Genomic DNA, 25,096 nt, shown 5'->3' with positions numbered 1-25,096 from the left:
CGCTACCAGATCGCCTCGACCCACTCCGGGTGGTCGATGAACGGGTTGCGGTTGTGCTGGTAGGTGTCGTAGATGACCTGGTTGCGGCGCTCCTCGAAGGCGCTCGGCGGGTCCTGCTCGTTCCACGCCTTCAGGACGGCGAGCTTGCCGATGTACGGGTTGCTGCCGTTGTTGACCTTCTCGTTGGGCTCCAGGTCGGCGAAGCCGTCGCCGCCGTCGTAGCGGACGGCCATGTAGAGGATCATGCGGGCCACGTCGCCCTTGTCGGCGTCGCGGGGCTCGAACGAGTCGGAGTCGACCTTGCTGCCGCCGCCGTTGGTGACGGAGCTGCCGCCGTTGTCGAAGTCCAGGTTGCCGCGGATGCTGTTGACCTGGACGTCGGCGGGGCGCAGGTGGTGCAGATCGGTGCCGGGGCCGGTCGCCTCGCCGAAGTCGCCGTGGGACTTGGCCCAGGTGTGCTCGCGGTTCCAGTCGCCGACGTCACCGCCGTTGAGGGACTTGCTGCGTGAGACACCGCTGTAGAGCAGGATCACGTTGCCGCTGTTGTTCGGGTCCTGGTCGGTGGCCTTGAGGGCGTTCCAGACGGCGGAGTACGAGATCTTCGTCTGGGTGCTGATGATCGTGTGGAGGGACGACTTGAGGCTGGTGCCGGTCTTTCCGACCGCGTTCTTGTAGTACGTCGAGTCGTAGGCGGTCGTGGTCGCCGCGGCGGGGGTCGCGGTGAGCGCGGGCACGGTGAGGCCGACGAGGAGGGTGACGGTGGCGAGTGCCATCGGTTTCCGGCGTCGTGTGGGGGTCGCTGTCGCCGACATGTGGGGGTCCCATCTACGCGGGTTGAAGGGAGGCGGCAACGCGAGGGTGACATGAACATGCGAACGCGTCCATGGCTTGAACATGACTATTGGATGACGGGAAACGGCAATCCGTGCGTTGTCCACGCGAGTCGGTCGCGGAGCCGGCCGCGGGCGCCGACGCGTGACGACGCGCACGGAATTTTCGTACAACCATTCCCACGAACTGGTGCGTCACCTTGGCATGACTCACCGGACTTCACGACGCAGAAGAGGACTGGTCGCCACCGCTCTCGGCACCGGCGTCCTCATCACCGGCGTGGCCACCGCCGCGCCCGCCTCGGCGGCCACACCCACGGTCACCTGCACGTCGAGCAAGGCGGCCCTGGCCACCAAGCTGAAGAAGGACATCACCGCCGCCCTGGCCAACCGCAAGGGCACGGTCGCGGTCGGCCTCTACGACCGCACGACGAACACCACCTGCACCCTGCGCGCCTCCACCGCCTACGACTCGGCGAGCGTGGTCAAGGTCACCGTCCTCGGCGCGCTGCTGTGGGACGCGCAGAAGACCAACCGCGCGCTGACCAGCCGTGAGAAGACGCTCGCCACCGCCATGATCACCAAGTCGGACAACGCCTCCACCTCCACCCTGTGGAAGCAGCTCGGCATGACGAAGATCAAGGGCTTCCTCACGGCCGCGAAGATGACCCAGACCAAGCCGGGCGCGAACAACTACTGGGGCCTGACCCAGATCACCGTGACCGACGAGCAGAAGCTGCTCAAGCTGATCACCGCGAAGAACACGGTCCTCACCGACGCCTCACGCACCTACATCAGGACCCTGATGGCCAAGGTCGTCTCCACCCAGCGCTGGGGCACCCCCTACGGCCGCCCCGCCGGCGTCTCCTGGCACGTCAAGAACGGCTGGCTCTCCCGCGCCACCCACGGCTGGCGCGTCCACAGCGTCGGCACCTTCAAGAGCACCGCCCACGACTACACGATCACGGTCCTCACCCACGGCAACAGCACGATGGACTACGGCATCACGACGATCCAGACGGTCTCGAAGACCATCCACAAGGACCTGGCGGCGTCCTGAATTGTGAACGCGGGATGAAATCCCCGCCCCGCCGCGTTGGTGCCTTCCGGTAGATCAGGATGACGTGGAGGCGTGGGCGTGAGTGGTGGACGGGGTCAGGGGTGGGCTCGGCGGCTTGCGGGGTATGCGTGGCGGTATCCCAAGGACGTCGTGCTCGCGCTCGGGTCCTCGCTCGCCGGGATGGCCGTCATGGCGCTGGTGCCGCTGGTCACCAAGGTGATCATCGATGATGTCGTCGGGGATCACACGAGGGACATGGCGCCCTGGGCCGGTGCGCTGATCGGGGCGGCCGTGTTCGTGTACGGGTTCACGTATGTGCGCCGGTACTACGGCGGGCGGCTCGCGCTCGGGGTGCAGCACGATCTGCGGACCGAGATGTTCGGGACGATCACCCGGCTCGACGGGCGGCGGCAGGACGAGCTGTCCACCGGGCAGGTCGTCGGGCGGGCCACGAGTGATCTTCAGCTCATCCAGGGGCTGCTGTTCATGCTTCCGATGACCATCGGGAACCTCGCCCTGTTCGTGATCTCCCTGGTCGTGATGGCCTGGCTGTCCGTGCCGCTCACCCTGGTCGCGCTCGCCGTCGCCCCCGCCCTGTGGTGGATCGCCCGCCGCAGCCGCCGCAGACTGCACCCCGCCACCTGGTACGCGCAGGCGCAGGCGGCGGCCGTCGCGGGTGTGGTCGACGGGTCCGTGACCGGCGTGCGCGTGGTGAAGGGCTTCGGGCAGGAGGAGCAGGAGGCCGGGAAGCTGCGGGAGGCCGGCCGCAGGCTGTTCGCCGGGCGGCTGCGCACGATCCGGCTGAACGCCCGCTACACCCCCGCCCTCCAGGCCGTCCCCGCGCTCGGCCAGGTCGCGATGCTGGCGCTGGGCGGCTGGCTGGCCGTCCGCGGTCACATCACCCTCGGTACGTTCGTCGCCTTCTCCACCTACCTCGCCCAGCTCGTCGGCCCGGTCCGGATGCTGGCCGTGGTCCTCACCGTCGGCCAGCAGGCCCGCGCCGGCACCGAACGCGTCCTGGAGCTGATCGACACCGAACCGTCGATGACCGACGGCACCCGTGAGCTGCCGGCCGACGCGCCCGCCTCCGTCGAGTTCGACGACGTCTCCTTCGGCTACGACAGCGACCGCCCCGTCCTCGACGGGCTCAGCTTCGAGATCCGCCCCGGCGAGACCCTCGCGGTCGTCGGCTCCTCCGGCTCCGGCAAGTCGACGGTCTCCCTGCTGCTGCCCCGCTTCTACGACGTCGGCCGCGGCGCCGTCCTGGTCGGCGGCCACGACGTCCGCGACCTCACCCTCGACTCGCTGCGCGCCGCGATCGGCCTGGTCCCCGAGGACTCCTTCCTCTTCTCCGACACGGTCCGCGCCAACATCGCCTACGGCCGCCCGGACGCGACCGACGAGCAGATCCGGGCCGCCGCCCGCGCCGCCCAGGCCGACCGGTTCATCGCCGAGCTGCCCGCCGGGTACGACACCAAGGTCGGCGAGCACGGCCTCACCCTGTCCGGCGGCCAGCGCCAGCGCGTCGCCCTGGCCCGCGCGATCCTCACCGACCCCCGACTGCTGGTCCTGGACGACGCGACCTCCGCCGTGGACGCCGCCGTCGAGCACGAGATCCACGAGGCGCTCCGGCAGGTCATGCGGGGCCGCACCACCCTCCTCATCGCCCACCGCCGCTCCACCCTCAACCTCGCCGACCGGATCGCCGTCCTCGACGCGGGGCGGCTCGCCGACCTCGGCACCCACGAGGAGCTCCAGGAGCGCTCGGCGCTGTACCGCCGTCTGCTCACCGACCCCGACGAGCTGGGCGGCGTCTCGCCCGGTCACGCCCGCCCCGCGACGGCCGCCGACGACACGACCGTACGGGAGGAGCTGGACGCCGAGTTCGACGCCGAGCGCGGCATCACGCCCCGGCTGTGGGCGGGGGACCGGGTGCCCCGGGACGCCGCGAAGGACGGCATGCCGGCCACCCCGGAGCTGCTCGCCGAGGTCGAGGTGCTGCCGCCCGCGACCGACGTCCCGGAGGTGGACGAGGCCCGCGCCGTCACCCCCGAGGACTCCTACGGTCTGCGCCGGCTGCTGCGGGGCTTCGGCCCGCCGCTGCTGATCAGCCTGGGCCTGGTCGCCGTGGACGCCGGATCGGGCCTGTTCCTGCCGGTGCTGATCCGGCACGGCATCGACCAGGGCGTCACCCAGGCCGCCCTGGGCGCCGTGTGGGCGGCCTCGCTGCTCGGTCTGCTCACGGTGGCGGTGCAGTGGGCGGCGCAGACCGGTGAGACCCGGATGACCGGCCGCACCGGCGAACGGATCCTCTACGCGCTGCGGCTGAAGATCTTCGCCCAGCTCCAGCGGCTCGGCCTCGACTACTACGAGCGCGAGCTGACCGGCCGGATCATGACGCGGATGACGACGGACGTCGACGCGCTGTCGACGTTCCTCCAGACCGGCCTGGTCACCGCGTTCGTCTCGGTCGTCACCTTCTTCGGGATCATGGTCGCCCTGCTGGTGATCGACGTCGAGCTGGCCCTCGTCGTCTTCGCGACGCTGCCGCCGCTGATCGTCGCCACGTACTTCTTCCGCCGGGCCAGCGTGAAGGCGTACGAGCTGGCCCGCGAGCGGGTGTCGGTGGTCAACGCCGATCTCCAGGAGTCGGTGGCCGGGCTGCGGATCGTGCAGGCGTTCCGCCGGGAGCGGGACGGCGGGGCGCGGTTCGCGGAGCGCAGCGACAGCTACCGCCGGGCGCGGATCCGCGGCCAGTGGCTGATCTCGATCTACTTCCCGTTCGTCCAGTTCCTGTCGTCGGTGGCGGCGGCCGCCGTGCTGGTCGCGGGCGCGGGCCGGGTGGACGCGGCCACGCTGACGACCGGCGCGCTGGTGGCGTACCTGCTCTACATCGACCTGTTCTTCGCCCCCGTGCAGCAGCTCTCCCAGGTCTTCGACGGCTACCAGCAGGCGACCGTCTCGCTGGGCCGCATCCAGGAACTGCTGCGGGAGCCGACGTCCACCCGGACCGCCGACCGCCCGCTGGAGGTGCTCTCGCTGCGCGGCGAGATCGCCTTCGAGGACGTCCGGTTCGCCTACGGCGCCGAGGACGCCCCCGCTCCCGACGGCCCGGGCGGTGAGCCCGAGGAGGCGCTGGGCGGGGTCTCCCTGCGCGTCCCCGCCGGTCAGACGGTCGCGTTCGTCGGCGAGACCGGCGCCGGCAAGTCGACCCTGGTCAAGCTGGTCGCCCGGTTCTACGACCCCACCGAGGGCCGGGTCACCGTCGACGGCACCGATCTGCGCGCCCTGGACCTCACCTCGTACCGGCACCGGCTGGGCGTGGTCCCGCAGGAGGCGTACCTCTTCCCCGGCACCGTGCGCGACGCGATCGCCTACGGGCGGCCGGACGCCGGTGACGCCGAGGTGGAGGCGGCGGCACGGGCGGTCGGCGCGCACGAGATGATCGCGACGCTGGACGGCGGCTATCTGCACGAGGTCGCCGAGCGCGGCCGCAACCTCTCGGCCGGGCAGCGCCAGCTCATCGCACTGGCCCGCGCCGAACTGGTCGACCCCGACGTGCTGCTCCTCGACGAGGCGACGGCGGCCCTGGACCTGGCCACCGAGGCGCAGGTCAACCAGGCCACCGACCGGCTGGCGGGGCGCCGTACGACCCTGGTGGTCGCGCACCGGCTGACCACCGCGGCCCGCGCGGACCGGGTGGTCGTCATGGACCACGGCCGGGTCGTGGAGGACGGCACCCACGACGAACTCCTCGCCCTCGACGGCCGTTACGCCCGCCTCTGGCGCACCTTCGTCGGCGCGGGTGAGCCGGAGGAACCCGTCGGGGCGACCCGCTGACGAGCCGCCGTCCCGGCCGCCGACGAGCCGCCGTCCCGGCCTTCGACGCCCCCGCAATCACCCGATCGGTGACGACCGCGCAACCATCGGACATACGTCGTGCGTCCGTACATCAGTACGGCGAACGACGGTGAACCGACGGTGCATGTCGGTGGTACGGGGAGGGCGGGGCCCGTGGTGACAGGTGCGCTACGGCGGTGGGTGGCGGCGCTGCCCGTCGCGCTGGTCGTCGCCGTCCTGCTCGGTCTCCTGGCGCCGGGCACCGCCCAGGCCGCGCCCGGGTCCTGCGACGGCATGCGCAAGGTCCGGACGGTCTCCTTCCGCAACGGTTCCGTGCAGGTCTACAAGACCGGCGGCCGGGTCTGCGCCCGCACCGTCGCCAAGCACCCCGGCGGACAGCGCAGGATCACCGTGAGTGTGCAGGCGCGTGGGCATGTAGCGGTGAGGAAGGGGCGCAGGCACGCGGCGAGTTCACCGTCCGTGCAGATCTACGCCGGCCGCCGCTGTGTGTGGGTGAAGGGCTGGGTGGGGCGCGATTCGGGCAGTTCGGGCTGGATCCTGTGCTGAACACCCCGCCCGGCGGGCCCCGCGCCACGCCGTTGACTCAACCCCCTCTGGTGTGACGGGTGTTGCTCCGATAGCTTCCGGCGCACATATGTTCCACATATTTCCACAGGGGAAGGGTGCACGCGCATGCGCAAGGCGCTCAGATGGCTGCTCGCGCTCACGGTGCTCATAGGCACACTGAGCACGGCGGGGGCGGCGACCGCCTCCCCCACGCCGGAGGCCGACATCAAGGACCGGCTGCTCGCGATACCGGGCGTGAGCCTGATCCAGGAGAAGCCGTACACCGGTTACCGCTTCTTCGTCCTGAACTTCACCCAGCCGATCGACCACCGGCACCCGTCCAAGGGCACGTTCCAGCAGCGGATCACCGTGCTGCACAAGGACGTCAGCCGCCCCACGGTGTTCTACACCGGCGGCTACAGCGTCTCCACCAACCCCGGCCGCCGTGAGCCCACCCAGATCGTGGACGGCAACCAGGTCTCCATGGAGTACCGCTACTTCACCCCGTCGCGGCCCGAACCGGCCGACTGGTCCAAGCTCGACATCTGGCAGGCCGCCAGCGACCAGCACCGCATCTTCACGGCCCTGAAGAAGATCTACGACAAGAACTGGATCTCCACGGGCGGCTCCAAGGGCGGCATGACGGCCACCTACTACGAGCGTTTCTACCCCAAGGACATGGACGGCGTCGTCGCGTACGTCGCCCCCAACGACGTGGTGAACGACGAGGATTCGGCCTACGACCGCTTCTTCCGCAAGGTCGGCACCGAGGAGTGCCGCGACCGGCTGAACGCCGTACAGCGCGAGGCGCTGGTGCGCCGGGAGCCGCTGGAGAAGAAGTACGCCGACTACGCGGCGGCGGAGGGCTACACCTTCGACACCATCGGCAGCCTGGACCGCGCCTACGAGGCCGTCGTCCTCGACTACGTCTGGGGCTTCTGGCAGTACAGCCTGCTCTCCGACTGCGGCACGATCCCGGCGGACGCCAAGAACGCGACCGACGACGAGATCTGGACCTCCATCGACACGATCTCCGGGTTCTCGTTCTACACCGACCAGGGCCTGGCCCCGTACACGCCGTACTACTACCAGGCCGGCACCCAACTGGGCGCGCCCACCATCCACTTCCCGCACATCGAGAAGAAGTACGTCCGCTACGGCTACCAGCCGCCGCGGAACCTCGTCCCCCGCGACATCTCCATGAAGTTCCAGCGCGGCGCGATGCGGGACGTCGACACCTGGGTGAAGCACAACGCCCGGCACATGCTCTTCGTCTACGGCCAGAACGACCCGTGGGGCGCCGAACCCTTCCGCCTCGGCAAGGGCGCCAAGGACTCCTACGTCTTCACGGCACCCGGCATGAACCACGGCGCGAACGTCGCCGGACTGGTCGCCGACCAGAAGGAGCTGGCCACCGCCCGCATCCTGGAGTGGGCCGGCGTCTCCGCCACCGCCGTCGCGCAGGCGAAGCCGCTGGCGCGGTTCGACGCCAAGCTGGACGTCCGGGACGTGGAGCGCGAACCCGCGCTGCGCCCGTGACATCCCGCTGAGGGACGGTCAGACCGGCCGCGCGCATCCCACCGGAGCCGCGCCGCCGAGCTGGACGTAGAGGGCCGTGGACGCCGGGCACTTCGCCCGCGCGGCCACGGCCCGCACCACTTCGTACTGCGGCCGGTGCGCCCCGGACCCGTCGCACGCGGTCTCGCGCACCTGCCCGCCGCCCACGTCGTAGACACAGTCGCCGACCGTGGTGCGCGGCCCGCCGCCCTCGCCCGGGTCGCCGGGGTGCGGGGGCTGGAGGTTGCGCATACAGGCGTAGCCCTCCCGCACCGCCCTCGCCGGGGCGGTCTGCTCGCCGATGTGGAGCACGAAGTCGGTGGTCGGCGGGCACGGCGGGCCCTGCCCGGAGGCCCCGTCGTGCCGGGCCACGACCCGGGCCGCCGCCCGCTCCCCGTCGCACGGCACCTCGGTGAACCGGGTCGTGCCGAACGAACTGCATTCGCCGGTACCGAGGAACACCGCCCCGAAACCGGAACCAGGAGCGGAAGTCGCCGCGTCCGGGGCGGAGTCGGCCGGTGCCTGGCACCCCGCCAGGAGCAGCAGCGCGCACAGCGCCGCCCCCGCGACTCCCGTCGGCCGTCCGCAGCGCATCGTCATTCCCCCACCGCACACCCGAGCCCCCGACCAGCGTGACCCCGGGGGGCGGGGCACGCCAGCCGGGCGGGCCGCTTTGCGCGCGGTGCGGGGGCCGCGGTCAGCGGGCGGCGTATCCCGGATACGTCAGCCCGTGCCCGACCGGGTACAGCACCTGCTCCGGGTCGTCGGCCCGCCGCACCGGCACCGGCAGCCGTCCGCGCGGCGCCGCCGTCCCCGCGATCACCCGTGCGGCGGCGCGGAGTTCGACGTCGGTCCAGGAGTACGCCGCCAGGAAGGCGTGCACGCCGGGCAGTTGGGCGACGTCGTACGGATTGCGCACCGCGACCGCGACCACCGGCCGCCCCGTCGCGACGAGTTGCTGCACCAGTGTGCGCTGCGGGCTGTCCGCGGTGACGTTGTACGTCGCCACGACCACCGCGTCGGCGCCGGACGCGGCTCTCACCGCCCGCTCGACCGCCTCGGCCGTCGGGGCGGTGCCGGTGGACAGGGCGGTCGCCGTGAAGCCCAGCTCGGTGAACGCGTCCGCGAGCACGGTGGTGGGCGGGCCCGTGGTGCCGGAGGGGGAGGCCGGATCGGCGCCGACGACCAGCAGGCGGGGGTGGGTGCGCGGCGCGAGCGGCAGCGTCGGTCCTGCCGGACCCTCGTCGACCAGCAGGGTCGTGGTCGCCTCGGCGATCCGGTCGGCGGCGGCCCGATGCGTACGCCGGCCCACCACCCGGGACACGGCGGCGGGGTCCGTGTACGGCTCGTCCAGCAGCCCGAGCCGCTCCTTGAGCCGCAGGATCCGCAGCACCGCCGAGTCGAGCCGCTCCTCGGTGAGTTCACCGTCGCGTACGGCGTTCAGGACGGCGTTCCAGGCGACGGCGAGGTCCGGCGGGTCGAGGAGCTGGTCCACGCCCGCCTTCAGCGCGAGCACCGGCACCCGCTCGTCGCCGTACTTGGTGCGCACGCCCGCCATGCCGAGGGCGTCGGTGACCACCACCCCGTCGTAGCCGAGCTGTTCGCGCAGGACGCCGGTGACGATCGGGCGGGAGAGGGTGGCCGGGTCGCCGGAGGGGTCGAGGGACGGGAACAGCAGATGCCCGGTCATGATCGAGTCGACGCCGGCCGCGATGGCCTCCCGGAACGGGACGGCGTCCAGCCGCTCCCACTCCGCACGGGTGTGCGTGATGACCGGGAAGCCGGTGTGGCTGTCCACGGCGGTGTCGCCGTGCCCGGGGAAGTGCTTGGCGGTCGCCGCCACTCCGGACGCCTGATAGCCGCGCACCTCGGCGGCCACCAGGCGCGCCGCGGCGGCCGGGTCGGCGCCGAACGAGCGCACGCCGATCACGGGGTTGGCCGGGTTCACGTTGACGTCGGCCACGGGGGAGTAGTTCTGCCGGATGCCCATGGCGCGCAGCTCCCGCCCGGCGATCCGGCCGAGCTGCCGCGCGTCCGCGCGCGAACCGCCGGCGCCGAGGGCCATGGCACCGGGGAACAGCGTGGCGGGGGCGCCCACCCGGCAGACGATGCCGTGCTCCTGGTCGGTGGAGATCAGCACCGGCAGCCCGCGCGGCAGCCCCAGGGAGGCGCGCTGGATGCCGTCGGACAGCCCGGCGATCTGACGCGGGTCACGGGTGTTGTGCGCCCACGTGAAGTAGATGATGCCGCCGACCCGGTACCGCGCGACCAGCTCGGCGGCCGTACGGACGCCCATCTCCGCGAGGTTGGCGTCCACGTCGGCCTGGTCGGGGGCGGTCGCCGAGTGGCCGTAGACCCGGGCGACGAAGACCTGCCCGACCTTCTCCTCCAGGGTCATGGCGGTGAGGAGGGCGCGTGTGCGGCGGTCGTCCGCGCGGGCCGCTCCGCCGACGGCGAGGGCCGCGGTGACCCCGGCGCTGGCGGCGAGGACGGCGCGTCGGGGGAGGGCGGCGCGGTGTGGGGGCACGTGCGGGCTCCTTCCGGAGGGGTTCCGGTGGCGCACGGTACCCGGTGCGGGGCCGCCGACGGCGTATTGGCGGGACCGCCGTCGGCGCGTTGGCGGGGGCGCCGCCACGGGCGTACGGCGGGCCGCCACCGGCGCAGGGAGGGGGCGCGCCGATGGCGGCGGGGGCCGCCGGGCGCGGTGCGGCGGAGAGGGTGGGTCAGCGATCGCAGCCAGCAGCGAGGGCCGACACCGCACCGCGGTGACTCGTTCCGACAGCTTGCGGGTTGGACGAGCGGGGCGGGGACCGGGTTCCCGGTCCGGGCGGATTCCCCGAAGTTGGTGAGGGGGTGCCCGGTGGGGCGGGTGGGGTGTCTTTCCGAGGGATCGGCGAGGTGTCAGAGAGCGGCGGCCGTCACCTTCGGCCACTGCTCGCGCAGCACCCGTACCGTCTCCGTGATCGACGGGCGACCCGCGGCGCCCGTGCGCCACAGGGCGTACAGGCGGCGGACCGGGGCCGGGTCGAGGGGTACCTCGACGACACCGCCGGGGAGCGGCCCGCGGCCCAGGCGGGGGATGAGCCCGATGCCCAGACCGGCGGCGACCAGGGCGACCAGGGTCGGGTTCTCGTCGGCCTGGTGGACGATGTCCGGCTCGTGCCCGGCCGCGCGCAGGGTCCGTACCAGCCAGTCGTGGCAGACCCGCCCCGGCGGCTGGCACACCCACCGCTCGCCGCCCAGCTCCTCCCGCCGTACGGACGCCCGCCCGGCGAAGGGGTGCGCCTCGGGGACCAGCAGGGTGCACGGGTCGTCCCCGATGACCGCCTGCTCGACGCCCGGCGGCACCGGCAGCGGCGCGATGTCCCAGTCGTGCGCCACGGCCAGGTCCAGCGCGCCCCGGGCGACCAGTCCGACCGACAGATGCGGGTCGACCTCCGTCAGGCGGGCGTCGAGGGCCGGATGCCGCCGGGCCAGGTCGGCGAGGACGGCGGGCATCAGACCCCGCGCCGCCGACGCGAACGCGGCCACCGTCAGCCGCCCCGCCGGCACCCCGCGCCGCTCCTCCAGCGCGGTCTCCGCCCGCTCCACGATCGACAGCAACTGCTCTGCCGTGTCGACCAGTTGGAGCGCCTCCGCGGTGAGCCGCACACCGCGCCCCTCCCGTTCGAGCAGGACCGTCCTGGTCTCCCGCTCCAGCTTGGCGATCTGCTGCGAGACGGCGGACGGCGTGTAGCCGAGCGCGGCGGCGGCCGCCCCGACCGTGCCGTGGACGGAGACGGCGTGCAGGGCGCGCAGCCGCTGGAGATCGAGCACGGGACCCACCTTCTTTCAGCATCGCTACATCCGACCGTGCAGTAATCATCGCTGGTGCTTCACGGTCCCGGCGCGTGATCCTCGACGCATGAGACCCGCCCACCTCGCCCTCGCCGTCTGTGTCGCCGCCGTCTGGGGCGTCAACTTCACCGTCATCGAGATCGGCCTCGACCACTTCCCGCCGCTGCTCTTCTCCGCCCTGCGCTTCCTGGTGGCCGCCCTGCCCGCGGTGTTCCTCGTGGGCCGCCCGAAGGTGGCGTGGAAGTGGATCGTGGCCGTGGGACTGGTGCTGGGCGTGGCCAAGTTCGGGCTGCTGTTCGTCGGGATGGACGCCGGGATGCCGGCCGGGCTGTCCTCCCTGGTCCTCCAGATCCAGTCGGTGTTCACGGCGGCCGTCGCCTTCGCCGTGCTGGGCGAACGGCCCACCCGGGTGAGGCTGCTGGGCATGGCCGTCGCCCTCGCCGGGATCGCGGTGGCGGCCGTGGACGAGGGCTCCTCGGGCCCGCTCGGCGCGTTCGCGCTGGTCGTCGCCGCGGCGGCCTGCTGGGGCGTCTCCAACGTCCTCACCCGCAAGGCGGCACCCCCGGACGCCCTGAACTTCATGGTCTGGGTGAGCACGGTCCCGGTGCTGCCGCTGCTCGCGCTCTCCCTGCTGACGGAGGGCCCCGAACGCGACCTGGCCGCGCTGCGGGGACTGGACTGGCAGGGCGCGGGCACGGTCGTCTACGTCGCCTGGGTCACCACGGTCTTCGGCTTCGGCGCCTGGGGCTGGCTGCTGCGCCGTCACCCCGCCTCCACGGTCGCCCCCTTCTCCCTCCTGGTCCCGGTCTTCGGCATGACCTCGGCCGCCGTCCTCCTCGGCGAACCGGTGACGGGCCTGCGCTGGTGCGCGGCGGTCCTGCTGGTGGCGGGGGTGGCGCTGACGTCGGTGACACTGCCGGGCCGCAAGCCGGCACCGTCCGGGCGGACGCCGTCGGCCCGGACCGATGAGCTGTCGGAGGCGGGAACGTCGTCGTCCTCCGGCTGAACTACCGCCGCACCGCGTCCGGCAGCGTGGGCAGCACGCGGGTCAGCAGCAGGTCCAGGAAGAGGTCGGGCCGCCGGTAGACGGCGAAGTGACCGGCGTCCTCGATCAGGGTGAACTCCTTGACCGGCGCCCGGACGTCGTCGAAGAACGCGCGGGCACGGGTCGGGGTGTTCACCAGGTCGCACGCGCCCTGGACGACGAAGAACGGCACGTCGAACCGGGTGCCGTCCGCCCGGTCGTCGAGGCGCGCGGTGCCCGGCAGCACGGCGGCGGAGACCATGAAGCTCTTGAAGAAGGTGACGATCTCGCGCAGCGAGTGCAGCGGCGAGTACCACAGCGACTTCATCACCACGGACTTCATCGCGGCGAAGGTGTGCGGATCGGTGGCGGAGGCGAAGCGGCTGAAGTGGCTGAACTGCTCGGCGCTCCAGGCCCGTTGGTCCGGTCCCATCTCCCGGACGACGGCGAGTTCCTTCTTCTTCCCCGCCCGCTCCAGACGGTCCAGCGCGGCGAAGTAGTCGGAGGTGTCCCGGCCGCCGTCGAAGATCTTCTGGTCGGTCCCGACGTACGCGCCGACCAGATCGGGACGGCTGCGCGCGACCCGCATGGCTATGGCGCTGCCGAAGGAGCAGCCCAGCAGTACGACCCGCTGCACACCCAGGCGCTCCCGTACGTGCTCCACCACCTCCACGGCGTCCCGCACCAGCCGGCCGAACGACAGCTCCCCCTGACCGTCGGCGCCGGAGCGGCGCAGGGTCTTCCCGGTGCCGCGCATGTCCCAGCGCACCAGGGTGACGTGCCGCTCCCAGGCGCGGGAGACGCCGGTCAGGATCGCGTTGGACGAGCCCGGACCGCCGTGCAGTTCCACGACGACCGGGTTGGCGCGGTCCTCGCCGCGCACGGAGATCCACTGCTCCAGCCCGCCGATCCGCACGAAGTCCTGCGCGTCGATGCCCCGGCTGCCGGTGATGCGCAGGCCGCGGGCATGACGGGAGCGGACGATCGCGCGCTGTGCGAGGAGGCCGGCCACGGGGGCGGCGACCGTGGCACCGGCGGTGGCGGAGATGACGGCAGCGAGCATGGGAACCCTCCAGAGGCAGCTACGACGGCTACGAGGCATAAACTGTGTACGTGCTACACGATTAATTACTGTGTAAGTTATACACAGTCGCTGGAGGGTTGGCAACGGCGGCAACAGGAAAGGGGGCCGGTCCGTGCCGGCGAACAAGGAGAACGACCGGGACCTGGGCGCCAGCCTCGCGCTGCTCTGGGGCGTCGGGAACGACCGGCCGCGGCGGGGACCCAAGCCGAAGTTCACGCCGGTCGACGTGGCCCGCCGCGGCATCGAGATCGCCGACCGCGAGGGCCTGGAGGCCCTCTCCATGCAGCGGGTCGCCGAGGCGCTCGGCCTCACCACGATGGCCCTCTACCGCTACGTCCCCGGCAAGCCCGACCTCATCGACCTGATGGTCGACACGGTGCTCAGCGACCCGCCCGACCTCGGCCGCGCCCCGGACGACTGGCGTCCCCGCCTGGAGGCATGGGCCCGCGCCTGCTGGGACGTCTACCGCGCCCACCCCTGGATCCTCACCGCGACGGGCCTACGGCGACAGGCCATGGGGCCGCACCAGGTGGCCTGGCTGGACACGGCCCTGGCCGCCCTCGAACCGACCGGGCTGAGCGCCCGTCGGCGCCATGACGCCGCCATCCTCGTCCTGAGCCTGGTCCGCAACCTCACCCAGGAGGCGCTCGACACCACCGAGGAGGGGAACGCGGAGTGGGACCGCCTCACCGCCGACCAACTCACCCGGCACGCCGACCGGTTCCCGGCCCTGACCCGCGCCGTCGCCGAGGGAGCGTTCGCCCCCACCGACGAGGACCCGCTCGCCTTCGGCCTGACCTGCGTGCTCGACGGCATCCAGGGCCTTGTGGATTCCGCCGCGCGCTCCTAGCCGAGGTGACGGAGGATGGGGCGCGTCGGGTCCACTGCAGTGGGTGGGTCCACTTCCCGGACGGGTCCACTGCCTTGGGTGGGTCCATTTCCCGGACGGCTCCGCGTTCGATCCGGCCCGGGCGGAATCATGAGGGGCATGGCCCTCGTCGACATCCCCGGTTCCAAGTCCATCACCGCCCGTGCCCTGTTCCTGGCGGCCGCCGCCGACGGGGTGACGACCCTTCGGCGCCCCCTGCGCTCCGACGACACCGAGGGCTTCGCCGAGGGACTGGAACGGCTCGGCTACCGCATCGGCCGTACCCCGGACGCCTGGCGGATCGACGGGCGGCCGGAGGGCCCGGGGGTCGCCGAGGCCGACGTGTACTGCCGGGACGGCGCGACCACGGCCCGTTTCCTGCCCACCCTGGCCGCCGCCGGGCACGGCACGTTCCGCTTCGACGCCTCCCCGCAGATGCGCCGCCGCCCCCTCCTCCCGCTCACCCGCGCCCTGCGCGACCTCGGCGTGGACCTGCGGCACGAGGAGGCGGAGGGCCACCATCCGCTGACCGTCGCCGCGGCGGGCGTCGAGGGCGGGCACGTGGTGCTGGACGCCGGGCAGTCGTCCCAGTACCTGACCGCGCTCCTGCTGCTCGGCCCGCTGACCCGCACCGGCCTGCGGATCACCGTCACCGACCTGGTCTCGGTGCCGTACGTCGAGATCACCGTCGCGATGATGCGGGCGTTCGGCGTCGAGGTCGGCCGCGAGGGGGACACGTACGTCGTCCCGCCGGGCGGCTACCGGGCCACCACGTACGCGATCGAGCCCGACGCCTCCACCGCCAGTTACTTCTTCGCGGCGGCCGCGCTGACCGGCGGCGAGGTGACCGTGCCCGGGCTGGGCCGGGGCGCGCTCCAGGGCGACCTGGGGTTCGTGGAGGTGCTGCGGCGGATGGGCGCCCGGGTGGAGACCGGCGCGGACGGCACGACGGTCGCCGGAACCGGCGAACTCCGCGGCCTCACGGTCAACATGCGCGACATCTCCGACACCATGCCGACCCTCGCCGCCCTCGCCCCCTTCGCCTCCGGGCCGGTCCGCATCGAGGACGTGGCCAACACGCGCGTGAAGGAGTGCGACCGCCTGGACGCCTGCGCGGAGAACCTCCGCCGCCTGGGCATCGACGTGGCGACCGGCCCGGACTGGATCGAGATCCGCCCCGGCACCCCCAGGGGCACGGACATCAAGACGTACGGCGACCATCGCATCGTCATGTCCTTCGCGGTGACGGGCCTGCGCGTGCCGGGAATCTCGTTCGACGACCCGGGGTGCGTCCGCAAGACTTTCCCCGGTTTCCATGAGGCGTTCGCGCTGCTGAGGAAGGACATCGTCGGGTGAGTTTCATACTGCGGGGGCCGGTGCTGGAGGGCGAGTTGGTGCGCCTGGAGCCGCTGGAGCACCGGCACGCGGCCGATCTGGCGGTGGCGGCGGAGGAGGACCGGGGGACGTACGCGTTCACCTGGGTGCCCCGGGCCGACGAGGTGGACGCCTACATCGACGCCCAGCTCGCCCGCGCGGCCACGGGGCGGCTCGCGCCGTACGCCCAGATCCGGGTCGCCACCGGACGGGCGGTCGGCGCCACCTCGTACTGGGAGCCGCGCTGCTGGCTGTCCGAGGACCGGCTGGACGCCGTCGAGGTCGGCTTCACCTGGCTCGCGCCCTCCGCCCAGGGCACCGGAGTGAACGCCGAGGCCAAACTGCTGCTGTTCCGGCACGCCTTCGAGGAGTGGGGCGTGTCCCGCGTCGACCTCAAGACGGACGCCCGCAACCTCCGCTCCCGCGCGGCGATCGAAAGCGTCGGCGCCCGCTTCGAGGGCATCCTGCGCAACTGGTCCCGCTCCTGGGCCCCGGGCGAGGACGGCCACCTGCGCGACTCCGCGATCTTCTCGCTGACGTCGGAGGAATGGCCGGAGGCGAGGGCGGGGCTGGAGCGGAGGGTGGCGGGGTATCTGAGCGTGGCGTAGGGGACCCCGTGCCGGGGGCGGTTCGGGGTGCGGGTTGCGCGCGGTGCGCGTGATGTGGGCGGCGGGTGATCGAGGGCGGCGGGCGTCTGTTCCGGCCGGCCACGGGACCGGATCCGACCACTGGACCGGACCCGGCGCCTGTCAGCGGTCGGTGTCACGGGGCCGGGCCGTCACCGAACCGGGCGTCGCCCGAACGGAGTTGCCGCAGTCGCCGTCCGGCGGGGTTTCCCGGTAGGGCCGCTGTCCGTCGCCACCGGACCGGACCCGGCGCCTGGCGTCGATCGGTACCGGGCCCGCATCACCGGACCGGGCGTCGGCCGTCCGGAGGCGGCGCAGTCGCCGTCCGGCGGGGTTCCTCCTCCCCCCTGGGGACCGCTGCCACCCGTCGCCACCGGACTTGGCGGCCACCGCACCGGACCGCCACCCACCCGGCGTCACCTCGTCACCCCGCACCCCGCGCCCCTCCCCCGTCCGCCGCCCGCCGCAGTTCCTCCCGTACCGCCGTCACCACCGGGTCGTTCTCCGCCCCGGCCCGGACGGCGGCGAAGACGTTGCGGGACGGAGGCGGGCCCTCGGCCGGGCGCAGGGCCAGGGTGCGGTGGGCGTAGAGCGAGCGGACCAGGCGGGGGACCAGGGCGACGCCCTGACCCGCCTCGACCAGCCCGGCCAGCGCCGCCCAGTCGTTGACGTCGTGCCGGATCTCGGGCGTGAACCCCGCCGCCGCGCACACCGAACGGGTCACCGCCCCGCAGCAGCTCGACGCGGCCCCCACGATCCACGTGTCCCTGGCCAGCTCGCGCAACGGCACCGCGCCCCGGTCCGCCAGCCGGTGGCCGGGCGGCAGGGCGACGTCCAGGACGTCGGTGAGCAGGTCCTCGCGGGTGTAGCGGCGGTCGGTGTGCGGGGGAGCGGCCGCGAAGTCCACGGCGACCGCCACGTCCACCTGCCCGGCGTCCAACGCGGTGAACAGGTCCGGCGGTTCGGCCTCCACGACGTCCACCCGCACCCGCGGCAGCCGTTCGCGCAACGCCCGCAGCGCGGCGGGCAGCAGCCCCAGGATGCCGCTGGAGAAACAGCCGACGGTCACCGTGCCCCGGCCGCCGTCCCCGTAGGCCGCGAGGTCGGCGCGGGCCCGCTCCAACTGGGCGGCGATGGCGTCGGCGTGCGCGAGGAGGACCCGGGCCTGACCGGTGAGCCGTACGCCCCGGCCGTCCCGTTCCGTGAGCGGTACGCCCAGGTCACGGGCGAGGGCGGAGAGTTGCTGGGAGACCGCCGACGGCGTGAGGTGCAGCGCCTCGGCGGTCCGGGCGACGCTGCCCCGGCGCTGGAGTTCACGCAGCACGGTGAGGCGGCGCAGATCAATGGTGAAGGCCGGGCTTAAGGGATCCACGCAGGAAGATTAACTGGACCTGCACGGTCGAGTCTGGCGATCATCGGAACATGACGACGAGCACGACGAGCACGACGACCCCGAGCGCCTTCCTCATCCTGCACGGCTGGCAGAACCACCGTCCCCCGGCCCACTGGCAGCACCAGCTCGCCGACGGGCTCGCCCGGCTGGGGCACGACGTCACGTACCCACAGCTCCCCGACCCCGACGACCCCTCCCTCGGCCGATGGCTGGCCGAACTGGCGGACCATCTCGACGGGTTCGGCACCGGCCGCGCCGAGCGGGTCGTCGTCGCCCACAGCCTCTCCGCCGTCCTGTGGCTGCACGCCGTCGCCGGGAAGCTGCCGGGGACGGAGGCCGTCGACCGGGTCCTCCTGGTGGCCCCGCCGTCCGCGAGCGTGCTGGCGCGGTACCCGCAGGTCGCGGAGTTCGCCCTACCGCCGCTCGACGGGATCACCCTCCCGGGCACCACCCTCCTGGTCGCGGGCGACGACGACCCCTACCTCCCCGAGGGCATCCGAACGGCCTACGGCGATCCCCTGGGCCTGAACCCGGTCCTGCTGCCGGGCGCGGCGCACCTCGACCTGGACGCGGGTTACGGCTCGTGGCCGTCGGTGCTGGAGTGGTGCGTGGACGCGGGGGCTCGGATCAAGGTACGGGGACGGGGGTAGAGGGGCTCGGGAGTGCCGGTGCCGGTGCCGGTGCTGGGGCCGGTGCCGGTCCTTCGGCTCTGGTCGCGCGGCTGTGTCCGGGTCGCCCATCGGGCTTTCTCGGGTCGGCGACGGGGGTTGTGCCGGGCCGGGGCACACATCAGGGCCTTCTCAGGGTCGGCCCCGGACCATCGCCCGGCCTCGGACCATCGCCCGGCCTCGGACCATCGCCCGGCCCCGGACCATCGCCCGCCCCGGGCCTGCGAGCCGCCTCCCGGCCCACCGTCTCGCCCTTTTCCTGGGTCACTCCTCGGGCCCTCCCCTGGGCCCCTTCGCGAACTCTCCCCAAGCCTTCCCGGGCCCGCACTCAGGGTCAGGGCTTCGCCCGGGCCGTCTCCTGAGTCGCCCCCGGGCCCGTCGTCTCCGGGTCGGTCACAAGATCCTCCTCGGGGCGGCCGGTCCCCGCCCTCCCACCTCGCAGCTCCGGCGTGGTCACCCCCACCGCCGTCACCGCCGCCAGGCACATCAGGCCGCCCGCCACCAGCGCGGTCGCCCCCGATGACCAGCCGGCCAGCGCGCCGCCGCGCAGGTTGCCGAGATGCGGGCCGGCCTGGCCGACGATGGTCTCGGCCGCCGTCACCCGCCCCAGCAGGGCGTCCGGCGTACGGGTCTGCACGATCGTCGTGCGGGAGAGCACGGCCACCGAGTCCGCCGCACCGGCCACCACCAGCATCGCCAGCCCCGCCCAGGCACTGGCCGTCAGCCCGAACAGGGCGAGGGCGAGCCCCCAGGTCGCCGACGCGCACAGCATCACCGGGCCGGGACGGGCCAGCCGGGTGACCGGCCCGGAGAAGGTGGTCGCCGCCACCCCGCCCACCGCGAGCGCCGACAGGAACAGCCCGAGCGTGTGCGGATCGCCCCCGAAACGCTCCGCGTTGACCAGCGGGAACAGACTCACCGGCATGGCCAGCACGGTCGCCGCGAGATCCGTCAGCAGCGCCCCGCGCACCACCCGGTGCCCGGTCAGGAACCGCAGCCCGTCCAGCACGCCGTGCACCCCGGGACGCGACGACCCGCCCTCGGGCGGCAGCGCGGGCAGCCCGTAGGCGCCGTAGAAGGCGAGGCCGAAACTGAGGGCGTCCAGCAGATAGCAGACGCCGATGCCCCACCAGCCGAGCACCAGGCCCGCGAGGGCCGGGCCCAGCAGCATCATCGCCTGCCCGGTGACCTGGTTCAGGGCGAGCCCGGCCGCCACCTGGTCCTTGGGCAGCAGCCGCGGTACGAACACCCCCGCCGCGGGGGCGCCGAGCGCGCCGAACGCCGACTGCGCCGCGACCAGAGCCAGCACCCCCGGCACCGGAACGTGCCCGGTGAACCCCTGCACGGCCAGCAGCACCGAGCAGACCGCGGAGCCGACCGTCGACAGGAGATAGGCGCGGCGCCGGTCCGCCCGGTCCACCCAGGCCCCCGCGAACAGGCCGACGCCGATCATCGGCAGCGCCTGCGCCAGACCGACCGCCCCGCTCCACAGCGAGCTGTGGGTCATGTCCCACACCTGGTACATGACGGTGACCATGGTCATGAAGCCACCGAGCGTGGACACCGTGCGCCCGATCAGCAGCCGCCGGTAGACGGGGGAGGTCCGCAGGGGACGGACGTCGAGAAAGGCCCGGGAGACCGGGCTCATGACGGGACGGGGACGGGGAAGGGGTCGGCGGAGGGCGCCGGGGACTGCTGCATCACGGCGCGGAGGCTAACCCGCGCCCCCACCGGCCCGCCAGCCGATTTCCCGCCCGCCGCGCAACCGCGCACCCGTCACGCGGAGTCGTTGAGCAGCCGGGACAGATGCTCCCGCCCCCGCCCCAGCAGCCCCGCGAGCGGCTCGGCGTCCGGGTACCAGCGCTTCTCGTACTCCCAGCACAGCCAGCCGTCCCAGCCGTGCCGGGACAGCACCTCCACGCACTCGGCCAGCGGCAGCACCCCCGCGCCCAGCGCGAGCGGGGTCGTGTCCTGGGCCGAGACGATGTCCTTGACCTGCACGTATCCGAGATACGGCGAGAGCGCGGCGTAGGTCTCCTGCGGCTGCTCGCCGCCGAGCCAGGTGTGCATGACGTCCCACAGCGCGCCGACGTTACGGTGCCCGACCGGGCCGAGGACCCGGATGGCGTCCGCGCCGGTGCGGTGCGAGTCATGGGTCTCCAGCAGGATCCGTACGCCGTGGTCGGCGGCGTACTCGGCGGCGGTGCCGAGCCTGCGCGCGGCGACGGCGTCGGCGTCCTCCTGTCCGTCCACCGCGCCGGGGAAGACACGGACGTAGGGCGCGCCGAGGTCCTTGGCGAGGTCGATCAGCGTCCTGATCTCCTCGATGACGGCCGCGTCGTCCCCGCCCGCGGCCACCTGCACGTACCCGGCGACGCCGAGCACCTCCACCCCGGCGGCCTCGAACGCGGCCGCCGTGGCGGCCCGTTCGTCCGGCCCGAGCCCGGGGTTCACCGGCTCCTCCGGATGGGCGCGCAGCTCGACGCCGTGATAGCCGTGCGCGGACGCGAGCGCCAGTACCTCCGGTACGGGCAACCCGGGAACACCGAGGGTGGAGAAGGCGAGCTTCATGTCTCGGACCCTACTCGTCCCGGCCCCGCCCGCCAGTCCTACCGACCCGAACCCGCCGCCGCCCCCACCCACGCGAGCACCACCCGCCGCCCTTCCCGCGAGACCCGAGTGACGACGACATGGACCTGGTCCCCGACGACGACATCGGCCTCGTTCTCGACGACGACCTCGCCCTCGTCCCCGACCGCGACATCGCCCTCGCCCCCGACCACGACATCGCCCCGATCCGGCACGACGACGCGACCCGTTTCGTCCGACACATCCGCCCCCTCGACCGGCACCAGCCCCTCCACCCCGTCGGCGACCCGCACGAACACCCCGATGGGCGTCAGCTTCGTGACCCGCCCGCGGAACGTGACCGCGCGGCCCTCCCCGCCTGCCGCGTCGACCGCGTCCGCGAAGGCGAGGAACGGGTCCGGCAGGGTCGCCCGCAGGGACAGCCGCGCCTCGCCGTTCCACGTGTCGATCTGGAGGAAGACACACGTGACCCGCTGCCCCACCCGCACCACCTCCGAGGCCGACTCGAAGCGGGTCCAGGACAGTTCGGCGTAGGTGATGAAGCCGACGCCGGGAAAGACGGGGTGGGCCGGGCCCTCGTCCAGCGCCACGAAGACGCCGTAGGACTCGATCGACGCGACCGTCCCGGTGAGACGGCAGTCCGGCTGGAGCCCGCTCAGGAACGCCCACAGCTCCGGGTACGCGGCGGCGGCCAGGGACAGGCCCGCCCGCTCCCCGTCCGGACCGACGGTCATGACCACCGCCCTGATCCGCTGCCCGACCGCGAGGTCGGTCGCCCGGCCCCGCCCCCACGGTGTGTCCAGCGGCCCGATCTCCCCGACCGGTCGCGTGGGAAACCCGTCCAACGTCACCCGCGCCGACCGGCCGACGCTCGCGACGACCCCCTCGACCACGTCCCCGACCCGCACCGCCCGCGGAAACCCCGAGGAGTCGCCCTCGCTCACCCGGCGCCTCACGCCCGCGGCACTCCGGAGGACCCCCGCACCATCAACTCCCCCCGCACCACCGCGATCCCGCCCGGCGGCGGCTCCTCCCGCCCCATGGCGATCCGCCCCGCCCGGGCGCCCGCCTCCGCGAGGGGGAGCCGTACGGTCGTCAGCGAGGGCACCGCGTCGATGCTGAACGGCAGGTCGTCGAAGCCGGCCACGGAGACGTCCTCCGGGATGCGCAGCCCGGAGTCGCGCAGGGCCGCGCAGGCGCCCAGTGCGACGGAGTCGTTCGCGGCGACCACGGCCGTCAACGTGGCGTCGCGGCGCAGGAGTTCGAGCGTGGCCTCGTAGCCGGCCCGCCGGTCGTAGGGCCCGTGCACGGTCCAGCGCGGATCCTCCTCGATACCGGCCGCGGCCAGCGCCGCACGGTGACCTTCGAGCCGGTGCCGGGTGGTGGTCCGCTCCTCGGGGCCCGCGATGTAGCCGAGCCGCCGGTGGCCGAGCCCGATGAGGTGCTCGGTCAACTCCCGCCCGCCGCCCCGGTTGTCGAAGGTCAGCGCGATCGCCCGGGTGTCCGGCGCCGGCGGCCGCCCGCACAGCACCACCCGCGTCCCCGCCTCGCCCAGCTTGCGCAGCTTCGCCGCGGCCGCCGCCGCGTGCGGCTCGTCCTCCACGGCCCCGCCGGTCAGCACCACGGCCGCGGCCCGCTGCCGCTGGAGCAGGGTCAGATAGGTCAGTTCACGCTCGGGGTCGCCGCCGGTGTTGCAGACCACGGCCAGCCGTTCCCCGCCCGCACGCCCCCCGGGGCCGCCGATCTCCGACTGGATGGCGCTCGCCATGATCCCGAAGAAGGGGTCGGCGATGTCGTTCACCAGGATGCCCACCAGGTCCGACGTGGCGGCCGCCAGCGCGCTCGCCGGGCCGTTGAGCACGTAGTCCAGCTCGTCCACGGCCCGCAGCACCCGTTCCCGGGTGGTCGCCGCGACCGGGTAGTTCCCGTTCAGCACGCGCGACACCGTCGCGGGGGAGACCTGCGCGCGGGCCGCCACGTCCGCCAGGGTCACCGTCATCTCGTCGTCCTCCGGTCGCGCATCTCGTCGTACGTCCCCGTACCTCACGTACGTCCGCGTACTTCACGTACGTCCACGTAGACAGGCAGGCCGTGGTCTCGGTTCCGTGCGTGTCGAGCAGACCTTACGGCCACAGGCCCCCGTTGTTCGCCCCCTCGAACAACTCGGTCGGGACACGGTCTTGTCCCGGGCGCCGGTCAGGGGCTAGCTTCTCCCTGGATAGAAAGCGCTTGCTGTGACGCTGATCAGGAAGGCGTACGCGGCGCGCAGACCCGCGTACCACGCCTACGAAGGGATCCGACGTGACCCGCAAGACGGTGCGTATCGCCATGAACGGCGTGACCGGGCGCATGGGTTACCGCCAGCACCTCGTCCGTTCCGTCCTCGCCCTGCGGGAACAGGGCGGCCTCGACCTCGGCGACGGCACCGTGCTGTGGCCCGAACCGGTCCTCGTCGGCCGCCGCGAACCCGCCCTGCGCGCGCTGGCGGAACGGCACGGCCTGGACCCCGTCACGCAGGTCTCGACGGACCTCGACGCGGTGCTCGCCGACCCGTCCGTCGGCATCTACTTCGACGCCCAGGTCACCTCCGCGCGCGAGGAGGCGATCCGCAAGGCCGTCGCCGCCGGCAAGCACGTCTACACGGAGAAGCCCACCGCCACCGGCCTCGACGGCGCCCTGGAACTGGCCCGGCTCGCCGACGCCGCCGGCATCCGGCACGGCGTCGTCCAGGACAAGCTGTTCCTGCCGGGCCTGCTCAAGCTGAAGCGGCTGATCGACGGCGGCTTCTTCGGCCGGATCCTGTCCGTGCGCGGCGAGTTCGGCTACTGGGTCTTCGAGGGCGACTGGCAGAGCGCCCAGCGTCCGTCCTGGAACTACCGTGCGCAGGACGGCGGCGGCATCGTCGTCGACATGTTCCCGCACTGGGAGTACGTGCTGCACGAACTCTTCGGCCGGGTCACCTCCGTCCAGGCCCTCACCGCCACCCACATCCCGCAGCGCTGGGACGAGAACGGCAAGCCCTACGACGCCACCGCCGACGACGCCGCGTACGGCGTCTTCGAGCTGGAGGGCGGCGCGATCGCCCAGATCAACTCCTCATGGGCGGTCCGCGTCCACCGCGACGAACTCGTGGAGTTCCAGGTCGACGGCACCGAGGGCTCCGCCGTCGCCGGCCTGCGCGACTGCCGCGTCCAGCACCGCAGCGCCACCCCCAAGCCGGTCTGGAACCCGGACGTCCCCGCCACCGAGACCTTCCGCGACCAGTGGCAGGAGGTCCCCGACAACGCTGTCTACGACAACGGCTTCAAGGCCCAGTGGGAACTGTTCCTGCGCCACGTCTACGCCGACGCCCCCTACCACTGGGACCTCCTGGCGGGCGCCCGAGGCGTCCAACTCGCCGAACTGGGACTGAAGTCGTCGGCAGAGGGCCGCCGCGTCGCCGTCCCGGAGGTGACACTGTGACGCGGGTGTTTTCGCAGGGAGGGGGCGGGGGGTCGGCTGTGGGGTCGACTGCGGTGCCCGTGCGTCCTGGTGCCGATACGGGTCGGACGGCGACGCCCCCGCTCTCCGAGACCGACGGGGGTCCTGCCGTGCCGCGCCCGCGCTTTGGCGCCGACGGGGCTCTCGCCGTGCCGCGCCGGGGCTTCGGCGCCGGCGGGGGTCGCGCTGCGGCGATCCCGCGTCCCGAGGCCGGAGGGGGTGTCGCTGTGGCGGCCCGGCATCTCGTAGCCGACGGGGCGCTCGCCGTGCCGCGCCCGGGCTTCGGCGCCGACGGGGGT

At 73.2% G+C, this 25,096-nt stretch carries 20 protein-coding genes; 10 read left to right on the top strand and 10 right to left on the bottom strand.

Annotation, left to right across the window (positions count from 1 at the left end; translation table 11 throughout):
- Positions 1 to 2: 2 nt before the first annotated feature.
- Positions 3 to 812: an endonuclease I family protein gene (locus tag AFM16_RS14565; protein ID WP_470645839.1), complete on the bottom strand. Its 810-nt coding sequence runs from the start codon at positions 810 to 812 to the stop codon at positions 3 to 5.
- A 223-nt stretch (positions 813 to 1,035) separates the two neighbouring features.
- Between AFM16_RS14565 and AFM16_RS14560 the strand changes: the two genes are divergently transcribed.
- From AFM16_RS14560 to AFM16_RS14545, 4 genes are all read left to right on the top strand, one after another.
- Positions 1,036 to 1,890: a serine hydrolase gene (locus AFM16_RS14560; protein WP_078633571.1), complete on the top strand. Its 855-nt coding sequence runs from the start codon at positions 1,036 to 1,038 to the stop codon at positions 1,888 to 1,890.
- A 78-nt stretch (positions 1,891 to 1,968) separates the two neighbouring features.
- Complete coding sequence (locus AFM16_RS14555; protein ID WP_078636953.1) at positions 1,969 to 5,730, top strand: ABC transporter ATP-binding protein; 3,762 nt, start codon at positions 1,969 to 1,971, stop codon at positions 5,728 to 5,730.
- 174 nt (positions 5,731 to 5,904) lie between these two features.
- Positions 5,905 to 6,297, top strand: coding sequence for a hypothetical protein (locus AFM16_RS14550; protein ID WP_078633570.1), 393 nt, complete (start codon positions 5,905 to 5,907; stop codon positions 6,295 to 6,297).
- A 126-nt stretch (positions 6,298 to 6,423) separates the two neighbouring features.
- On the top strand, positions 6,424 to 7,836 hold the full coding sequence (locus tag AFM16_RS14545) for a S28 family serine protease (protein ID WP_078633569.1): 1,413 nt from the start codon (positions 6,424 to 6,426) through the stop codon (positions 7,834 to 7,836).
- 18 nt (positions 7,837 to 7,854) lie between these two features.
- Here AFM16_RS14545 and AFM16_RS14540 read toward each other — a convergent pair whose 3' ends face one another.
- The 3 genes from AFM16_RS14540 to AFM16_RS14530 all read right to left on the bottom strand — a co-directional run bounded on the left by AFM16_RS14540 (position 7,855) and on the right by AFM16_RS14530 (position 11,670).
- On the bottom strand, positions 7,855 to 8,448 hold the full coding sequence (locus AFM16_RS14540; protein WP_078636952.1) for a hypothetical protein: 594 nt from the start codon (positions 8,446 to 8,448) through the stop codon (positions 7,855 to 7,857).
- Positions 8,449 to 8,551: 103 nt separating this feature from the next.
- Positions 8,552 to 10,381: a glycoside hydrolase family 3 protein gene (locus AFM16_RS14535; RefSeq protein ID WP_179123280.1), complete on the bottom strand. Its 1,830-nt coding sequence runs from the start codon at positions 10,379 to 10,381 to the stop codon at positions 8,552 to 8,554.
- A gap of 374 nt (positions 10,382 to 10,755) precedes the next feature.
- Entirely contained in the window at positions 10,756 to 11,670 is a 915-nt protein-coding gene (locus AFM16_RS14530) for a LysR family transcriptional regulator (RefSeq protein WP_030779882.1), read from the bottom strand.
- Positions 11,671 to 11,758: 88 nt separating this feature from the next.
- Between AFM16_RS14530 and AFM16_RS14525 the strand changes: the two genes are divergently transcribed.
- Positions 11,759 to 12,697: an EamA family transporter gene (locus AFM16_RS14525; RefSeq protein ID WP_078633567.1), complete on the top strand. Its 939-nt coding sequence runs from the start codon at positions 11,759 to 11,761 to the stop codon at positions 12,695 to 12,697.
- A 1-nt stretch (position 12,698) separates the two neighbouring features.
- On the opposite strand, the gene AFM16_RS14520 is transcribed toward AFM16_RS14525, so the two are convergent.
- Positions 12,699 to 13,778: an alpha/beta fold hydrolase gene (locus AFM16_RS14520; protein ID WP_078633566.1), complete on the bottom strand. Its 1,080-nt coding sequence runs from the start codon at positions 13,776 to 13,778 to the stop codon at positions 12,699 to 12,701.
- Positions 13,779 to 13,911: 133 nt separating this feature from the next.
- On the opposite strand from AFM16_RS14520, the gene AFM16_RS14515 reads away from it, so the two are divergent.
- The 3 genes from AFM16_RS14515 to AFM16_RS14505 all read left to right on the top strand — a co-directional run bounded on the left by AFM16_RS14515 (position 13,912) and on the right by AFM16_RS14505 (position 16,649).
- Positions 13,912 to 14,649 carry a TetR/AcrR family transcriptional regulator gene (locus tag AFM16_RS14515; protein WP_078633565.1) on the top strand — a complete coding sequence of 246 codons (738 nt, stop codon included), beginning with the start codon at positions 13,912 to 13,914 and terminating at the stop codon, positions 14,647 to 14,649.
- A 138-nt stretch (positions 14,650 to 14,787) separates the two neighbouring features.
- Positions 14,788 to 16,023: a 3-phosphoshikimate 1-carboxyvinyltransferase gene (aroA, locus tag AFM16_RS14510; protein WP_078633564.1), complete on the top strand. Its 1,236-nt coding sequence runs from the start codon at positions 14,788 to 14,790 to the stop codon at positions 16,021 to 16,023.
- Positions 16,020 to 16,649 (top strand): GNAT family N-acetyltransferase, encoded by a 630-nt coding sequence (locus AFM16_RS14505; RefSeq protein ID WP_078633563.1) that lies wholly within the window; start codon positions 16,020 to 16,022, stop codon positions 16,647 to 16,649. The genes aroA and AFM16_RS14505 overlap by 4 nt, the downstream gene beginning before the upstream one ends.
- A gap of 442 nt (positions 16,650 to 17,091) precedes the next feature.
- Here the strand turns inward: AFM16_RS14505 and AFM16_RS14500 are convergent, their stop codons facing one another.
- Positions 17,092 to 18,039, bottom strand: coding sequence for a LysR family transcriptional regulator (locus AFM16_RS14500; RefSeq protein ID WP_078633562.1), 948 nt, complete (start codon positions 18,037 to 18,039; stop codon positions 17,092 to 17,094).
- A gap of 50 nt (positions 18,040 to 18,089) precedes the next feature.
- On the opposite strand from AFM16_RS14500, the gene AFM16_RS14495 reads away from it, so the two are divergent.
- Positions 18,090 to 18,710 carry an RBBP9/YdeN family alpha/beta hydrolase gene (locus tag AFM16_RS14495; protein WP_078633561.1) on the top strand — a complete coding sequence of 207 codons (621 nt, stop codon included), beginning with the start codon at positions 18,090 to 18,092 and terminating at the stop codon, positions 18,708 to 18,710.
- 352 nt (positions 18,711 to 19,062) lie between these two features.
- On the opposite strand, the gene AFM16_RS14490 is transcribed toward AFM16_RS14495, so the two are convergent.
- From AFM16_RS14490 to AFM16_RS14475, 4 genes are all read right to left on the bottom strand, one after another.
- Positions 19,063 to 20,376, bottom strand: a complete 1,314-nt coding sequence (locus AFM16_RS14490) for an MFS transporter (protein ID WP_078633560.1) — start codon at positions 20,374 to 20,376, stop codon at positions 19,063 to 19,065.
- Positions 20,377 to 20,504: 128 nt separating this feature from the next.
- The gene (locus AFM16_RS14485) at positions 20,505 to 21,299 is read right to left on the bottom strand and encodes a sugar phosphate isomerase/epimerase family protein (RefSeq protein WP_030779855.1); all 795 of its coding nucleotides are present in this window, start codon (positions 21,297 to 21,299) and stop codon (positions 20,505 to 20,507) included.
- Positions 21,300 to 21,337: 38 nt separating this feature from the next.
- Entirely contained in the window at positions 21,338 to 22,273 is a 936-nt protein-coding gene (locus tag AFM16_RS14480; protein WP_245177694.1) for a S1 RNA-binding domain-containing protein, read from the bottom strand.
- Positions 22,270 to 23,316, bottom strand: coding sequence for a LacI family DNA-binding transcriptional regulator (locus AFM16_RS14475; protein WP_030779853.1), 1,047 nt, complete (start codon positions 23,314 to 23,316; stop codon positions 22,270 to 22,272). The genes AFM16_RS14480 and AFM16_RS14475 overlap by 4 nt, the downstream gene beginning before the upstream one ends.
- A gap of 302 nt (positions 23,317 to 23,618) precedes the next feature.
- Here AFM16_RS14475 and AFM16_RS14470 point away from each other — a divergent pair, with 302 nt between their 5' ends.
- Positions 23,619 to 24,779, top strand: a complete 1,161-nt coding sequence (locus AFM16_RS14470; RefSeq protein ID WP_078633559.1) for a Gfo/Idh/MocA family protein — start codon at positions 23,619 to 23,621, stop codon at positions 24,777 to 24,779.
- Positions 24,780 to 25,096 lie beyond the last annotated feature (317 nt).

Origin of the sequence: Streptomyces antibioticus, from assembly GCF_002019855.1 — a bacterium.
GTDB lineage: Bacteria > Actinomycetota > Actinomycetes > Streptomycetales > Streptomycetaceae > Streptomyces > Streptomyces antibioticus_B.
Note: the sequence above shows the minus strand (reverse complement) of the source record. Positions and strands in the feature narration are given on the sequence as shown.

Excerpts from the sequence above, each read along its gene's own strand:
- AFM16_RS14565 (WP_470645839.1), bottom strand. The coding sequence starts at position 812 with ATGTCGGCGACAGCGACCCCCACACGACGCCGGAAACCGATGGCACTC.
- AFM16_RS14560 (WP_078633571.1), top strand. The coding sequence starts at position 1,036 with ATGACTCACCGGACTTCACGACGCAGAAGAGGACTGGTCGCCACCGCT.
- AFM16_RS14545 (WP_078633569.1), top strand. The coding sequence starts at position 6,424 with ATGCGCAAGGCGCTCAGATGGCTGCTCGCGCTCACGGTGCTCATAGGC.
- AFM16_RS14540 (WP_078636952.1), bottom strand. The coding sequence starts at position 8,448 with ATGCGCTGCGGACGGCCGACGGGAGTCGCGGGGGCGGCGCTGTGCGCG.
- AFM16_RS14525 (WP_078633567.1), top strand. The coding sequence starts at position 11,759 with ATGAGACCCGCCCACCTCGCCCTCGCCGTCTGTGTCGCCGCCGTCTGG.
- AFM16_RS14520 (WP_078633566.1), bottom strand. The coding sequence starts at position 13,778 with ATGCTCGCTGCCGTCATCTCCGCCACCGCCGGTGCCACGGTCGCCGCC.
- aroA (WP_078633564.1), top strand. The coding sequence starts at position 14,788 with ATGGCCCTCGTCGACATCCCCGGTTCCAAGTCCATCACCGCCCGTGCC.
- AFM16_RS14495 (WP_078633561.1), top strand. The coding sequence starts at position 18,090 with ATGACGACGAGCACGACGAGCACGACGACCCCGAGCGCCTTCCTCATC.
- AFM16_RS14490 (WP_078633560.1), bottom strand. The coding sequence starts at position 20,376 with ATGAGCCCGGTCTCCCGGGCCTTTCTCGACGTCCGTCCCCTGCGGACC.
- AFM16_RS14485 (WP_030779855.1), bottom strand. The coding sequence starts at position 21,299 with ATGAAGCTCGCCTTCTCCACCCTCGGTGTTCCCGGGTTGCCCGTACCG.
- AFM16_RS14475 (WP_030779853.1), bottom strand. The coding sequence starts at position 23,316 with ATGACGGTGACCCTGGCGGACGTGGCGGCCCGCGCGCAGGTCTCCCCC.